Genomic DNA, 14,252 nt, shown 5'->3' with positions numbered 1-14,252 from the left:
GGCCTGGTGGCCATTGCGGGGACCTCAACACCCGATCCCATCCCGAACTCGGCCGTGAAACGCCCCAGCGCCAATGGTACTGCGTCTCAAGACGTGGGAGAGTAGGTCGCCGCCAGGCCTGCAAAGCGCAAACAAAAAATCTCTACAACAACCGCACGATCCTCAAAGCGCGCCAAGCGCGCCAAGAGTTCGCACGCGTCACAACTCGGCGCGGGGTGGAGCAGCCCGGTAGCTCGTCAGGCTCATAACCTGAAGGTCGCAGGTTCAAATCCTGCCCCCGCAACCAAAATCACAAAAAACCTCCGCAGGCCTCGCCGCGGAGGTTTTTGCGTTCAGGCGCCTCGACCCGACCAACATAACCCGCCACCGGGATTTTGATGGCTTCTGAGGCGTTCTTTGTCATACGCGATCCGCTCACCGGCAGCGTACAAGCAATACCTTGATGATGCCTGCGCCGAACACCTAGTCATCTATCATCAGAGATCGATGAACGCTTTGTCTGCGGCTGGTCCGAGGGGACGAGCGGGCGATGTCGTCGGTCTGGGCGCTGGTGGAGGAAGAACCCCCGCGTCCAAACAAGCCACTTTGCCCCTTGGGTCGGCCTGGCGAGGCGCGCCGACGATGCGCCTGCGGTCGTTTGGTTGCACCCGCAGGTCGCTTGAACACAGGGAACGAATGCGTATGAGAAGGTTTCGCGTGTGGGGTGTATGATCAGGTTGTTGAGTCGATAGGGGGGGAAAGTGGAGGCGGGAGATGAGCGGGCGGACTAAACGACAACATGTGGTGCCGCGGTTCTACTTGCGCTATTTCGCGCAGCCGGATGGCGAGCTTTGGACCCACGACTGTGTTGCCGGGGTGGCTCGAAAGACAACGCCTGAAAAGACGGCCTTTGAGACGAATATCTATACGCCGCTTGGTGAGGGTGGTTCTCGGATTGATTTGATCGAGGAGTCGCTTGCGAAAATCGAGTCGCGAGCCGCCGAAATCTATTCAGAACTTTTGGATTTTAAGCGGTTGGGTGAGGGCGCGAAATTCGACTTTGCGGTATTCTTGGCCACGATGTTCACCCGGAGCCCGGCTCAGATCAGGCAGTTTGCTCAATTCATGGGCGAGATGGCTTTATGGGCCGGCAGACAAGAAGTGGAACGAGATTATAGGCAGAGGGAAAAGGCTGGCGAGGTTTCAATCGAGGATCTTGCCGTTCGTGAAATAATCCACAACAACGACATGTATAAGATGAATATCGATCGTCGAGTCGGGCTCCTTGCGTTTCAGGAGGCAGAGACCTTGGCTAGGCTCATGAGTCGAATGACCTGGAGTTTTGAAATCTGTGACAGCCAGCAATTAGTCACAAGCGACAATCCAGTGTTTTGGGTCAAGGGGGGTGGGCCGGCCGACCTTCAAGACTATGGGTTCGGGCTGAGCAATCGCAACGCCGTCGTGCCGTTTCCACTAAGCCCAAGTGTAATACTGCGACTCGATTGGGGCGCCGACGGAGCGTGGAAGAAATTCAAGCTGGAACGGCAACGCGCAAAATTGGCGAATAGGTTTCAAGCAAAGCATAAAGAGCGGTTTTTATTTTTTCGAGACCGAGAGCAGGGGATGATAGAGCTTGGGGTGAAGTATAGGGATGGCGTTAAAAAATATTATTTCTGGTGTCTCCTCACCGAAGATGGAAGTTTTGCGAAAGCTTTAAAAGAACGGAGTCTTCGATCGTTTTGAGGGAATTATTGGGGGAAAGGGGGCAAATATCTGGACTTAAATTGAAGAGCTCGATAGGTAGTATTAAAAGTTAGATAATACTTGAAGTCGAATGTAATGTTGACGGCGAAGCAGAAATTTATAAAAAAAGCCGGTAGGCGAGCCAATGCCGAATTTAGCGGGAACGCTCTCGGTGCCGCCTCAAGATAGTTCTTGGCGGAGTCTCCGAAAACGCAGTGCGAATCCATGGGGGTTACTATCCCTCAAAGACCCGCGATTGGCATTTCGAGTAGAGCAAGCGGATCACGCCTTCGGAGGGCTGATGTTTCTTGGAAGCGTAGAGCTAAGACCCGCTGGGAGCTGGATAGAGCGTCCAGCGAAGGTGCCCGGTGCTGCTACTGGATACGGGCGCGGAGGTTGTCGGTGATCAGTTCCATCGCAAGGACGATGACGAAGATCACGAGAATGATCGGCGAGGCGTTGCGGTACTGAAAGAGGTCGAATGCGACCTTCAACTCCTGACCGATGCCGCCTGCGCCGACGAGGCCGAGGACGACCGAGGAGCGCACGGCTTTTTCCGGAGCGAACAGCGATGAATTGGTCAGCGAGGGCGCGATGTCGGGCAGGATCGCCTCGCACCGGAACTTCCGGGGGGGCTGGCGCAGGCGGCGGAAGGCGCTGATGAGCCTTTCATGAGCGATTTCGGGGGCGTGTTGCCGATTGCGCTGTGCGGGCGGACATTGTTGTAGTCGTGACGCCTTGCCGGGGAAACGCCTCCCCAGTGGCCCTTGTCGAGGTTCTTCGTTCCTTACGGTTGCGCGGGGCGGTGCGCGCCTTTCGCCGGCTTGCCATCTGTCAAAAACTGGAAAATCACCAGCGCTCGCACCTGACATGTGCTTTCAGCCTAGCTCTGCGTACGGGATTCGATCCATTGTTCGCGACGCTGATTGACCTGAAACAGACCATTGCTCTTCAGCCGGTGGGGTCATGTGCTGTCCGATGCGAAACCAAAGCTCGACACCCCTCGGGCGCGTTCGGAAAAGCTGAAGGGCCGGTTGATCGGCGGATAGGCGCGGGACGGGCAATCGGGTCGTTCGCAGAGATAACAATTCACCCCGATCGGCACCGGCTGCACCGCGCCGAGGTCCAGATCCTGCGCATAGATCAGCCGCGGCGCATAGGCGATGTCGCAGCCCAGCCCGATGGCAAAGCGCGCTGCCGGGCTGGCATAGGTGCCGACCTGCCGCGTCACCGTGCGCGCGATGGAGAAATAGGTGGTGCCGTCGGGCATGGCGATCACCTGGGTCTGCACCCTGTCGGGCGTCTCGAAACAGCTATGAATGTTCCACAAGGGGCAGGATCCGCCGAACTTCGAGAAGTGGAAGCGCCCAGCGCTGAAGCGTTTCGACACGTTGCCGGCGCGGTCCATGCGCACGAAAAAGAAGGGCACGCCACGCGCCTCGGGGCGTTGCAGGGTGGTAAGGCGATGCGCCACCTGTTCGAAACTGGTGCCGAAGCGCTGGCACAGCAGTTCCACATCGTAGCGCGCGCCCTCCGCCGCCTTCAGGAAGCGTCGATAAGGCATCAGGAGGGCGGCGGCAAAATAATTGGCAAAGCTGGCCCGCGCCAGCGGCAGGGCAGCGTCGGAGACGCCTGCGCCCGCAGCCTCGGCCGCAATCAGATCGTCATATTCCAGCCGCGCCAGCTGCACCGCGATCTGGAACCGCCGTCCGGGCTGATCGAGCCGCTCCGACAGGTTCAGGTGCTTGCGGTGCGGGTCCAGCAGCCGCAGCAGGCCGGGCATCACCTCTTGCGGCAGGATGCGGACGCGATAGCCATGCGCCTCGCGCAGGCGGTCGTTCAGCACGATCTGCGGCTCGGTCCGCCAGATCGTCAGATCGTCGGCCAGGGCCTCCGCTGCGCGGTCGAGCGCGTCGATGTGATTGCGGCGAGCGTGAAAATGCGCTCGCACCTCGTCGACCGGACGCACGGTCTGTTCCAGCAGTTCCACCTTGTCGCGGTCGGAAAACGGATTCTCCTCGGAAATCGCGGCCATCGCCATGGTGCGGTATTTCTCATGCAGTCGTAAAAGTCCACGCGCCAGCGCCGGGGAAGCATTCACCACCTCTTCGATTTCCGCGCGCGGTACGCTTTCGGCAAAGAGTGGATCCTTCAGAGTCGCCTCCAGATCGGCTTGCAATTGCAGATCGCCACCGCCGGCGATCTCTCCGGCCGAGAAATCATAGACCTGACTGAGCTTGACCAGCAGATTGGCGGAAACCGGGCGCTGATTGGCCTCGATCAAGGTGATGTACGAAGCAGAGACATCCAGGTCTTGTGCCATCTGCGCCTGGGTTAGTCCCAATGTGCGCCGCAGCCGCTTGAGCCGGGCGCCGATGATCAGCTTCTCTCCGCGCTTTGTCATGACAATCCTAACAAGACCACCGGTTCAGGTGTTACAAGGATTACAATAAAACCCATATATAACAATATGATAGTTCATTTTCTCGGTCATGTTACTAACATCACATCTGCCTGCCGACGTCAAAGAAAGGTCGATGCGATGACACTTGCCCCATTCCTTCCACCGTCCCGGTTGGGGCCGCGAAACACCCGGGCCGACGCGTGTGGGATACGGAACGGGTGTGACTGATGGATCCGCTTCGCACCGCTTCCCCCTTTGGCGATCCGCAGATTTTGGGCGCTTTCGCCCTTTGCCAGACATCCAATTGCCCGACAAGGAGATACGACATGTCGCAACAGCCGTCCTATGCCGCCCTGCATGAGGAGGTCCTGTCCCGCTATCCGTCCGGACGGACGCCTGGAGGGGTGTCGGTGAACGACATCGTGCAGCTGAAGCTCCAGAATACCTGGGCGACCCATCTCGACATTGCCCGCGAGATGGCCGGCGTGATGCGCGCTGACATGGCGGCCTATGACGCTGATCCGGCGAATTTCACCCAGTCGCTGGGCTGCTGGTCGGGTTTCCACGCACAGCAGATGATCAAGGCCGTCAAGCGGCTGCGGGGCACGACCAAGGGCACCTATGTCTACCTCTCCGGCTGGATGGTTGCCGGCCTGCGCAATCGCTGGGGGCATCTGCCGGACCAGTCCATGCACGAGAAAACAGCCGTCGCCGACCTGATCGAGGAGATCTACACCTCGCTGCGCCAGGCCGACGAAGTCGCGCTCAACGATCTGTTCAAGGAGCTGAAGGCTGCGAACACCGAGGCCGAGCGCGCCACAGCGATCGCGAAGATCGACAGCTTCGAAACCCATGTCGTGCCGATCATCGCCGATATCGACGCGGGCTTCGGCAACGAACACGCCACCTATCTGCTGGCGAAGGAGCTGATCAAGGCGGGCGCCTGCGCGTTGCAGATCGAGAACCAGGTGTCCGACGCCAAGCAATGCGGCCACCAGGATGGCAAGGTCACGGTCCCGCGCGAGGATTTCATCGAAAAGCTGCGCGCCTGCCGTCTGGCCTTCGAGGAACTGGGCGTGGATGACGGCGTGATCGTCGCCCGTACCGACTCCCTGGGGGCGGGATTGACGCAGAAAGTGCCGGTCTCGGTCCGGCCGGGCGACCTGGCCGCTGAATACATCAAATGGCTCGACACCGAACCGATCACCGGGGCCAACCCGATCCAGGAGGGTGAACTGGCGCTCTATCAGAACGGGGCGTTCGTCAAGCCGCGCCGCCTGCCCAACGGGCTTTTCCCCTTCAAGCCGAATACCGGCCGGGCGCGCGTGATCGAGGATTGCATCGCCTCCCTGAACGAAGGCGGCGCTGACCTCCTGTGGATCGAGACCGACACGCCCAATGTCGACGAGATCGCCTCCATGGTGGCGGAAATCCGGGAAAAGGCACCGGGCGCCAAGCTCACCTATAACAACTCGCCCAGCTTTAACTGGACACTGAACCTGCGCAAGCAGGTCCGTGCCCAGTGGATCGCCGAGGGCAGGATCGCCGAGGGCGATTATCCCGATGGCAACGCATTGATGAAAGCCGATTTCGACGACTCCGATCTCGGACATGAGGCCGATGCCCGGTTGCGTGCCTTTCAGACGGATATTTCCGCCCGGGCCGGCGTGTTCCACAACCTGATCACCTTGCCCACCTTCCACCTCACCGCGAAATCGGTGGACGAGCTCAGTCGTGGTTATTTCGGCGAGGACAAGATGCTGGCCTATGTTGCCACCGTCCAGCGCGAGGAAATCCGCCGCGGCATCTCTGCGGTCAAGCATCAGCACGAGGTCGGATCCGATCTGGGCGATGCCTTCAAGGAGATGGTCGGCGGCGAGCGTGCGCTCAAGGCTGGTGGTGCGGCGAACACCATGAACCAGTTTGCTGCCGAGTAGGCATGTCCCGGGCCGCCTGCACCAATCATGGGCGGCCCGGATACCGGAAACAGGGAGAAACGGTCATGAATACCTCCACGGATTTTCGACGGGTCGAGCAGCCCGAAACCGACGGCCAGACCCGCGCCATTCACCGCGTTGCCGATGCGGTGCATCGGTTGAACGAAGCCGTCCAGCGGGCCGTGGACGAAGGGGTGTCGGTCGAGCTGATCCGCGTCTCTCGTCACCACAGTGGCGGTGGGACCTGGGGCGACCAGATCGTGCCGACGGTGCGTGAGCCCCGTGCCTTGACCGCGGAGGCCAGTTGAACCGGCGGTTTTCTCGGCCACCGGCTGCATCCGCTCAGGTTGTCTTCTGGGGTTTTCCCGAGGAATAGGGGGCGAAAAGCGAGCGGTTGGGGTCCGGCGCCAGTTCGCGCCCTCCCATGGGGAAGGCGCGCTGCGGGCAGGCCGGCCGGTCGCAGACCTTGCAGCCCGCGCCGATCGGTGTGGCAAGGTCGGGAGTACGCAGATCGAGGCCACGTGCGTAGACGAGGCGGTCGGCATGGGCAAGGTCGCAGCCCAGCGCCACCGCAAACCGCTTGACCGGGGCACCATATCCGCCCGCACCGTGGCTCACGGTGCGGGCGACCCACAGGTAGCTGCGTCCGTCGGGCATCTGCGCGACCTGCGTCAGCACCTCGCCGGGGCGGGAGAAGGCTTCATAGACATTCCAGAGCGGGCAGGACCCTCCGATCCGTGAAAAATGGAAATCCGTGGCTGATTGCCGCTTCGAGATATTTCCTGCCCGATCCACCCGGATGAAAAAGAACGGCACGCCGCGCGCGGTCGGGCGTTGCAAGGTCGATAGCCGGTGGCAGGTGGTCTCGAACCCGACGCCGAACCGTCGGGCAAGCAATTCGATGTCATAGCTTTCCGTCTCTGCCGCTTCCAGGAAGGCGCCATAGGGGAGGATCAACGCGCCCGCGAAATAGTTGGCGAGACCGATCCGCAGCAGATCGCGGGCCTCGGCGCTGTCCATGCAGGCCCCCTCCACCAGGCGTTCGATTTCCGCCCCCTGTTCCAGCAAGGCCAGTTGCGTCGCCATCTGAAACGCCTGTTGTCCCGGAGCGAGGCGGGTGGACAGGTGCAGGATACCAGCCGCGCGATCGAAGCGCCGCAAGGTTTGGGCTCGTTCTTCGAGGGCGACGCGGATGCCATGGCGCCCAGCCAGCCGGTCGGTCAATCCCTCGGCCATGCGTCCCGGTCGCAGGCCCCGGCCAATCGCTTCCGCGGCCTCGTCGAGCAGGGGAATATAGTTTCGGTGGTCGTAGAAATAATCGCGCACCGCCTCGAAAGGGGCGCGTGAAGTGCCTGGCTCTCCGCTCAGGTGATCGCTCATAGCATCGATGCGCTCGGCGGTCTCGCGCAGTCGCGCCTGCATGGCAATGATGGTTCGTGCGACGGCGGGCATGTTGGCTGCGATCTCGCGCACCTCCGCTAGCGAGGCGCCGGCGCCCTGATCTGCCAACGCGGCCCGCAGATCCGGGATCAGCCGCGCCTCTTCTCCTTGCGAGAACAATTGCACATCCAGGCCGAAGACGGCGTTGAGCCGTAACAGAACGGGCACGGTCAGCGGACGTTGGTTCTTCTCCATCTGATTCAGATAGCTGGGTGACAGCTCCAGCGCCCGCGCCAGCGCTGCTTGTGTCAATCCCCGTTCCTCGCGCAGGCGCCGCAGTCGCACCCCCATGAACGCTTTCTTCAAATTGCCCCCTTCGCAACATTCGCAGATGTTGCTGCAAATCTTCGCAAAATAACGCTTTTTCAGTAGTTTAATGGAGATATCAAGCTGTGGGAAGCTGGTCTTGTTAATCTTGCGAAGGATCAAGGCGGAGCTTCAGATGCCCCAGACTCCAGATGATCCGGCCATGCCCGATGCCGTGCTGGTCGAGATGATCTTTCCCGAACAGGCAAATCACTACGGCACGCTGTTCGGTGGCAACGCCCTGTCGTTGATGGCCAAGGCCGCCTTTGTAGCCGCGACGCGGCGGGCTGGCTGTGCGGTGGTGATGGCCCGCTCCGACCGGGTGGATTTCACCACGCCGGTACGGGTGGGGGAGCTGCTGGAGTTGCGCGCTGCGGTCATCCGCGTCGGGTGCAGTTCCATGAGCGTCGAGGTCACGGCCGAGGCATGGGATCTCGATGGCAGCACCCGTCGCGACGTTCTGTCAGGTCGGTTCGAGATGGTGGCCGTTGACGCGGCCGGGCGCCCCCGCGCCATCGCAAGCACGGTTCAGAAAGAGGAAGAGACTGCATGAAGACGCATGAGGTGCGGACGTATAAATCCGCCGAACATCTGGCCCGTGAAGACCAACTGGCCTGGAAGATCGCCGAAGTGGCGGCCGATCCGGTTGCGGTCGAGGCCGATGTCACCGAGATGATCATCAACCGGGTGATCGACAATGCGGCGGTCGCAGCCGCCTCGCTGGCGCGCCGCCCCGTCGCCTCGGCCCGGGCGCAGGCGCTGTGCCACCCCTATGCCCCGGGCGCGACCGTCTTCGGCATGCCGGCAGAGACCCGGGTCAGTCCGGAATGGGCGGCCTGGGCCAACGGCACGGCGGTGCGGGAGCTGGATTTCCACGACACCTTCCTGGCGGGGGACTATTCGCATCCTGGCGATAACATCCCGCCAATCCTCGCCGTGGCGCAGCATTGCGGCCGGTCCGGTGCTGACCTGATCCGGGGTCTGGCCACCGGCTATGAAATTCAGGTGGATCTGGTGAAGGGCATCTGCCTGCACGAGCACAAGATCGACCATATCGCCCATCTCGGCCCTTCTGCCGCTGCTGGTATTGGCACGGCGCTGAACCTGCCCACCGAGATGATCTATCAGGCGGTGCAACAGGCGCTGCATGTGACGACCACCACTCGTCAATCCCGCAAGGGCGAGATTTCCTCGTGGAAGGCCTATGCCCCTGCCTTCGCCGGCAAGATGGCAATCGAGGCGGTTGACCGGGTGATGCGCGGTGAAGGTGCCCCCAGCCCCGCCTGGGAAGGCGAGGACGGCTTTATCGCCTGGCTGCTGTCGGGGCCCGAAGCTGTCTATCAGGTGCCACTGCCCGAAAAGGGCGAGGCCAAGCGCGCGATCCTCGACACCTATACCAAGGAACATTCCGCCGAGTACCAGAGTCAGGCGCTGATCGACCTTGCGCGCCGGATGGGGTCCAAGATCGGCGATCTGTCGAAGGTGAAATCTATCCTGATCGAAACCTCGCACCACACCCATTACGTGATCGGCACCGGCGCGAACGACCCGCAGAAAATGGACCCGGGCGCCAGCCGCGAGACGCTGGACCATTCGATCATGTATATCTTTGCGGTCGCGCTGGAGGATGGCGGCTGGCATCACGAGAAGAGCTATGCGCCCGAGCGCGCCAAGCGATCCTCGACCGTGGCGCTCTGGCACAAGATCTCGACCGCCGAGGATCCCGAATGGACGCGCCGCTATCACGCCCGTAATCCGAAGGAAAAGGCCTTCGGCGGGCGGGTCACGGTCACGCTCGAGGATGGGGCGACGATCATCGACGAACTGGCGCTTGCTGATGCCCATCCTGATGGGGCGCGCCCCTTCGTGCGCGCAAATTACGTCAGAAAGTTCCTGACCCTTTCGGAAGGTGTGCTGAGCGCATCCGAGCAGCAGCGCTTCCTCGATGTGGGCGAGGGGCTGACCGATCTCAAGGCAGGCGATCTGGGGAAACTCAACTTCGCGGTCGACGCCGACATGCTCGGTGCGCCGCGTCCGCATGGCATCTTTGACTGGGGGACGAAATGAGCGGTGACGTCAGAAAACCGAAGAAATCCGTGGCGCTTTCGGGGGTCACGGCGGGCAATACCGCACTTTGTTCCGTGGGCCAGAGCGGTAATGACCTGCATTATCGCGGCTATGACATCCTCGATCTGGCCGAGGCCTGCGACTACGAGGAAGTGGCGCATCTGCTGATCCACGGGCACCTGCCCACTGCGGCCGAGCTGACGGCCTATCGCGCCAAACTCCGGGGCCTGCGCGGCCTGCCCAAGGCGGTACGTGAGACGCTGGAAGCGATTCCGGCCGCCGCCCATCCGATGGATGTGCTGCGCTCGGGCGTCTCGGCGGTGGGCTGCGCGCTGCCCGAGGCGGCGGATCACAACACGCCCGGCGCGCGCGACATCATCGACCGGTTGATCGCCGCGCAGGGCTCGATGCTGCTCTACTGGTATCACTACGCCCAGAACGGTCGCCGCATCGAGGTGGAAACCGAGGACGAGTCCATCGCCGGGCATTTTCTGCACCTGCTGCACGGGCGGGCGCCGTCCGAGGATCAAGTACGGGCGATGCAGACCACGCTGAACCTGTATGCCGAGCATGAGTTCAACGCCTCAACCTTCACCGCACGCTCCATCGCGGGAACGGGATCGGATGTCTATTCGGCGGTGACGGGGGCCATTGGCGCGTTGCGCGGACCGAAGCACGGCGGGGCGAATGAGGTCGCCTTCGAGATCCAGAAGCGCTACACCACGCCCGATGAGGCCGAAGCGGACATCCGGACAAGGATGGAGCGGAAGGAAGTCGTGATCGGCTTCGGACACCCGGTCTATACCGTCTCGGACCCCCGAAATGTGGTGATCAAGCGCGTCGCCCGAGCGTTGTCGGATCAAGCGCGCTCGACGAAGATGTTCGCCATCGCCGAACGGATCGAAGCGGTGATGATGGATGCCAAGAAGATGTTTCCGAACCTCGACTGGTATTCAGCGGTCTCCTACCACCTGCTCGGGGTGCCGACGGCGATGTTCACGCCGATCTTCGTGATCTCGCGCACCGCCGGATGGGGCGCCCATGTGATCGAGCAGCGCGAGGACAACAAGATTATCCGGCCCTCGGCCAATTACACCGGGCCGGACAACCGTGTCTTCGTGCCGCTCGACAAGCGCGGCCTGTCCCTGTCTGCCGCTGCGGAGTGATATCATGACCTATCTGATTGCCGATGACCTGCCGATGGAAAGCGCCGGGCGACGGTTCCGCAAGGTGTTGAACCAACCGGGAATCCTACGGCTTCCCGGCGCCCATAACGGCCAGGCGGCCTTGCAGGCGAAAGCCGCCGGCTTCGATGCGCTCTACCTTTCGGGCGCGGCGATGACCGCGTCGATGGGGTTGCCCGATCTGGGGATCATCACCATCGACGAGGCGTGTTTCTTCATTCGACAGATCGCGCGGGCGTCCGGTCTGCCGCTTCTGGTTGATGGCGACACCGGCTATGGCGAGGCGCTGAACGTCATGCATATGGTGCGCGCCTTCGAGGAGGCCGGTGCCGGGGCGGTGCATCTGGAAGACCAGCTTCTGCCGAAGAAATGCGGGCACCTGAACGACAAGAAGCTCGCCCCGGCGGCGGATATGGCGGCCAAGGTGGCGGCGGCGGCGAAAGCGGCGCGCGATCTCGTGGTCATCGCCCGCACCGATGCGGCAGCCTCGGAGGGGATCGAGGGCGCGATCGCCCGCGCGAAACTCTATGTCGAGGCCGGGGCCAATGCGATCTTTCCCGAGGCCTTGACTTCGGTCGAGATGTTCAAGGAGGTCCGCGCGGCACTGCCCGGTGTGAAGCTTCTGGCCAATATGACCGAGTTCGGCCGGACGCCTGCATTGACCGCACAGGAGTTCCAGGATCTTGGCTATGACATGGTGATCTGGCCGGTCTCGTCCCTGCGCGTCGCCAACAAGGCGCAGGAACGGCTTTATGCGGCCCTCGCCCGCGACGGGGCCACCACGGTGATGATCCCTGAAATGCAAACCCGCAAGGAGTTGTATGACACGATCGGGCTCAACGCCTTCGAGGCGCTGGATCAGAGCATCGCCGCCTCTGTCGCGCCTGAGTGGAAGGTATAGCTCGCTCCCTCGCATGGCCATCCTTTGTCTGTTTGCCTCTCACTGAGAGCAACCCAGCTGGGAGTGGTGATGACAGAGAATCCAAATTACAGGTAGGATGTGTGACAAGGAGTCATCTCCAATGATCGACATTCAGCCTCTGACCATCCTGCGCGAGATCGACCGGACAGGCAGCCTGACCCTTGCCGCCGACCGTTTGAATCTGACCCAATCGGCGGTCAGCCACGCGATCCGGCGATTCGAGGAGCGTCATGACGTCAAGCTCTGGGAGCGCGAGGGGCACAAACTTCGCCTCACACAGACGGGAGACTATCTTCTGGGGTTGGCGCTGCGGGTGCTCCCGCAGCTGGAACACGGCGCGACGGTGCTTGAAGACTTTGCGCGCGGACGGCGCGGCGCGATCCGCGTGGGGATGGAATGTCACCCCTGCCAGGACTGGCTGATGCGGGTGGTGGACCCGTTTCTGGCGGAATGGCCCGATGTGGATTTGGATGTGACCACGGCCTTCCAATTCGGCGGGCTGGCTGCGCTCCTGGGCCATGAGATCGACGTTCTCGTCACCCCCGACCCCGTTGAGCGTCCGGGCCTCGAATACACACCCGTTTTCGATTATGAACTGGTTCTGGCGGTGGCCGAGACACATCCTCTGGCGCAGAAACAGCGGGTCCAGCCCCAAGACCTGACTAGCGAGACCCTGATTACCTACCCCGTCTCGCGCGAGAGGCTGGATATCTATACCCGCTTTCTCGTTCCGGCCCATGCCCTGCCGCGACGCCATCGCACGGTGGAAACGACCGATCTGATGTTGCGGCTGGTGGCTTCGGGGCGTGCCGTCAGTGCGACCCCTAACTGGCTTCTGCGCGAGGCAAAAGGGGTGACAGGCGTTTCGCTCGGCGAGGGTCTCGCGAAGTCCATTCATTTGGGCCATCGCACAGGCAAAACGGCCAGTTATCTGGACGGATTCATCCATCTGGCCAAGAGTGTCCAAATCTGAATTGGCGCCGCTCGGTCGGGGCAGGCTTTCCCTTCGCCCTGGGCACATTTGTATGCTCGCAGACATAGCCGTTTCAGGCGTGGACTGCGCTTCACATGACAGCGAGTCATGGTTCTCTGAATTATCATCATTTTTCTTCATGTTCTGGCTCGGGCATACAACAGATGTGGCCCAACGCGTCGGCACAGGCTGGCCACAGGCTGTGCCCATCTGAAAACGCACTCGGGCGCTCACTGAACAGGAAAGAAATGGCCTCGGGCTTTGTCTCGGCAGCCAGGAGACCAGACAACGATGATCAGAGACTTCACCTTCACGATCAAGAGCATTCGTTTCGACGAAGATTACGCGCCAGCCGACAGCACCCGGCTCACCACCAATTTTGCGAATCTCGCAAGAGGGGAGAGCCGGCAGCAGAACCTGCGCAATGCGCTGCAGATGATCGACAACCGCTTCAACAGCCTAGCGGTGTGGGACAATCCCGTGGGTGACCGCTACGGCGTTGAGCTGGATATCATCTCGGTCGATCTGGATATCGATGGCGGCGGGAGCGCCTTTCCGGCCATCGAGGTCCTGAAGACGACGATCCACGACCGCAAGGCCGACGCGCTTATCGAAGGGCTCGTCGGGAACAACTTCTCCTCCTATGTGCGAGACTACGACTTCAGCGTCCGGCTGCCGGAGTACAACAAGGATCGTGCCGGCTTCGGCATTCCGGACGACTTCGGCGATCTGCACGGCAAGCTGTTCAAGGGCTTCGTGTCCTCAGAAACCTACAGGGCGCAGTTCCGTAAACTTCCGGTGATCTGCCTGAGCGTCTCCCACAACAAGATCTATCGACGGACAGCTAATCACCACCCCGTTCTGGGCTTTGAATACCAGCCGAACGAAAGTTCCCTGACCGAGCAGTACTTCCAGAAGATGGGGCTTCAGGTCCGCTACTTCATGCCCCCGGAGAGCGCGGCGCCGCTGGCCTTCTACTTCTTCGGGGATCTTCTCAATGACTACTCGAATCTGGAACTGATCGGGACCATCGCCACGATGGAGACATTCCAGAAGATCTACCGGCCCGAGATCTACAACGCCAATTCCGCCGCCGGCGATTGCTATCAGCCGAGCCTGGAGCATCAGGATCACTCGCTGACCCGCATCGTCTACGACCGCGAAGAGCGAAGCCAACTGGCCGCCCAGCAGGGCAGATTTGCCGAAGACCACTTCATCAAGCCGCATCGGGCTGTTCTGGACGCATGGTCCGCCCGGTTCGCCGCCTGACCCACCTCAAGAAAGACAAGGTTATCCG

General features: G+C 61.5%; 12 protein-coding genes, 1 tRNA gene and 1 rRNA gene. 11 read left to right on the top strand and 3 right to left on the bottom strand.

All coding sequences use genetic code 11. From position 1 onward, the window contains the following. Nucleotides 1-2 precede the first annotated feature (2 nt). The 3 genes from rrf to LC062_RS09655 all read left to right on the top strand — a co-directional run bounded on the left by rrf (nucleotide 3) and on the right by LC062_RS09655 (nucleotide 1,722). Nucleotides 3-118: ribosomal RNA gene (gene rrf / locus LC062_RS09665) — 5S ribosomal RNA — on the top strand. Nucleotides 119-209: 91 nt separating this feature from the next. Then, nucleotides 210-286, top strand: a tRNA-Met gene (locus LC062_RS09660). 467 nt (nucleotides 287-753) lie between these two features. Beyond that, a complete protein-coding gene (locus LC062_RS09655) occupies nucleotides 754-1,722 on the top strand; it encodes a DUF4238 domain-containing protein (RefSeq protein ID WP_224910824.1) in 969 nt (322 codons plus the stop codon). A 374-nt stretch (nucleotides 1,723-2,096) separates the two neighbouring features. Here LC062_RS09655 and LC062_RS09650 read toward each other — a convergent pair whose 3' ends face one another. Further along, complete coding sequence (locus tag LC062_RS09650; protein WP_224910823.1) at nucleotides 2,097-2,594, bottom strand: PhnE/PtxC family ABC transporter permease; 498 nt, start codon at nucleotides 2,592-2,594, stop codon at nucleotides 2,097-2,099. A gap of 92 nt (nucleotides 2,595-2,686) precedes the next feature. Beyond that, nucleotides 2,687-4,126: a helix-turn-helix domain-containing protein gene (locus LC062_RS09645; RefSeq protein ID WP_224910822.1), complete on the bottom strand. Its 1,440-nt coding sequence runs from the start codon at nucleotides 4,124-4,126 to the stop codon at nucleotides 2,687-2,689. Nucleotides 4,127-4,452: 326 nt separating this feature from the next. Between LC062_RS09645 and LC062_RS09640 the strand changes: the two genes are divergently transcribed. Next, nucleotides 4,453-6,063, top strand: a complete 1,611-nt coding sequence (locus LC062_RS09640) for an isocitrate lyase (protein ID WP_224910821.1) — start codon at nucleotides 4,453-4,455, stop codon at nucleotides 6,061-6,063. Nucleotides 6,064-6,128: 65 nt separating this feature from the next. Next, nucleotides 6,129-6,371 carry an SMc00767 family acetate metabolism repressor gene (locus LC062_RS09635; protein ID WP_224910820.1) on the top strand — a complete coding sequence of 81 codons (243 nt, stop codon included), beginning with the start codon at nucleotides 6,129-6,131 and terminating at the stop codon, nucleotides 6,369-6,371. Between the two features lie 34 nt (nucleotides 6,372-6,405). Here the strand turns inward: LC062_RS09635 and LC062_RS09630 are convergent, their stop codons facing one another. Beyond that, the gene (locus LC062_RS09630) at nucleotides 6,406-7,932 is read right to left on the bottom strand and encodes a short-chain fatty acyl-CoA regulator family protein (protein ID WP_318246100.1); all 1,527 of its coding nucleotides are present in this window, start codon (nucleotides 7,930-7,932) and stop codon (nucleotides 6,406-6,408) included. A 13-nt stretch (nucleotides 7,933-7,945) separates the two neighbouring features. Between LC062_RS09630 and LC062_RS09625 the strand changes: the two genes are divergently transcribed. The 6 genes from LC062_RS09625 (at nucleotide 7,946) to LC062_RS09600 (ending at nucleotide 14,224) form a co-directional block, all read left to right on the top strand. Then, entirely contained in the window at nucleotides 7,946-8,362 is a 417-nt protein-coding gene (locus LC062_RS09625) for an acyl-CoA thioesterase (RefSeq protein WP_224910819.1), read from the top strand. Continuing rightward, nucleotides 8,359-9,876 carry an MmgE/PrpD family protein gene (locus LC062_RS09620; RefSeq protein WP_224910818.1) on the top strand — a complete coding sequence of 506 codons (1,518 nt, stop codon included), beginning with the start codon at nucleotides 8,359-8,361 and terminating at the stop codon, nucleotides 9,874-9,876. The genes LC062_RS09625 and LC062_RS09620 overlap by 4 nt, the downstream gene beginning before the upstream one ends. After that, a complete protein-coding gene (gene prpC, locus LC062_RS09615) occupies nucleotides 9,873-11,042 on the top strand; it encodes a bifunctional 2-methylcitrate synthase/citrate synthase (protein WP_224910817.1) in 1,170 nt (389 codons plus the stop codon). Before LC062_RS09620 ends, prpC begins: the two co-directional genes overlap by 4 nt. Nucleotides 11,043-11,046: 4 nt before the next feature. After that, entirely contained in the window at nucleotides 11,047-11,961 is a 915-nt protein-coding gene (prpB, locus tag LC062_RS09610; protein WP_224910816.1) for a methylisocitrate lyase, read from the top strand. A 121-nt stretch (nucleotides 11,962-12,082) separates the two neighbouring features. Continuing rightward, a complete protein-coding gene (locus LC062_RS09605; RefSeq protein WP_224910815.1) occupies nucleotides 12,083-12,955 on the top strand; it encodes a LysR family transcriptional regulator in 873 nt (290 codons plus the stop codon). 291 nt (nucleotides 12,956-13,246) lie between these two features. Continuing rightward, entirely contained in the window at nucleotides 13,247-14,224 is a 978-nt protein-coding gene (locus LC062_RS09600) for a DUF1852 domain-containing protein (RefSeq protein ID WP_224910814.1), read from the top strand. Nucleotides 14,225-14,252 lie beyond the last annotated feature (28 nt).

The sequence above is a fragment of the Stappia indica genome (genome assembly GCF_020177335.1).
Lineage (GTDB): Bacteria > Pseudomonadota > Alphaproteobacteria > Rhizobiales > Stappiaceae > Stappia > Stappia indica_B.
This window is presented reverse-complemented; position numbering and strand designations above follow the sequence as displayed.

Coding starts and splice junctions, on each gene's coding strand:
- LC062_RS09655 (WP_224910824.1), top strand. CDS start 754: ATGAGCGGGCGGACTAAACGACAACATGTGGTGCCGCGGTTCTACTTG.
- LC062_RS09650 (WP_224910823.1), bottom strand. CDS start 2,594: ATGTCAGGTGCGAGCGCTGGTGATTTTCCAGTTTTTGACAGATGGCAA.
- LC062_RS09645 (WP_224910822.1), bottom strand. CDS start 4,126: ATGACAAAGCGCGGAGAGAAGCTGATCATCGGCGCCCGGCTCAAGCGG.
- LC062_RS09640 (WP_224910821.1), top strand. CDS start 4,453: ATGTCGCAACAGCCGTCCTATGCCGCCCTGCATGAGGAGGTCCTGTCC.
- LC062_RS09635 (WP_224910820.1), top strand. CDS start 6,129: ATGAATACCTCCACGGATTTTCGACGGGTCGAGCAGCCCGAAACCGAC.
- LC062_RS09625 (WP_224910819.1), top strand. CDS start 7,946: ATGCCCCAGACTCCAGATGATCCGGCCATGCCCGATGCCGTGCTGGTC.
- LC062_RS09620 (WP_224910818.1), top strand. CDS start 8,359: ATGAAGACGCATGAGGTGCGGACGTATAAATCCGCCGAACATCTGGCC.
- prpC (WP_224910817.1), top strand. CDS start 9,873: ATGAGCGGTGACGTCAGAAAACCGAAGAAATCCGTGGCGCTTTCGGGG.
- prpB (WP_224910816.1), top strand. CDS start 11,047: ATGACCTATCTGATTGCCGATGACCTGCCGATGGAAAGCGCCGGGCGA.
- LC062_RS09605 (WP_224910815.1), top strand. CDS start 12,083: ATGATCGACATTCAGCCTCTGACCATCCTGCGCGAGATCGACCGGACA.
- LC062_RS09600 (WP_224910814.1), top strand. CDS start 13,247: ATGATCAGAGACTTCACCTTCACGATCAAGAGCATTCGTTTCGACGAA.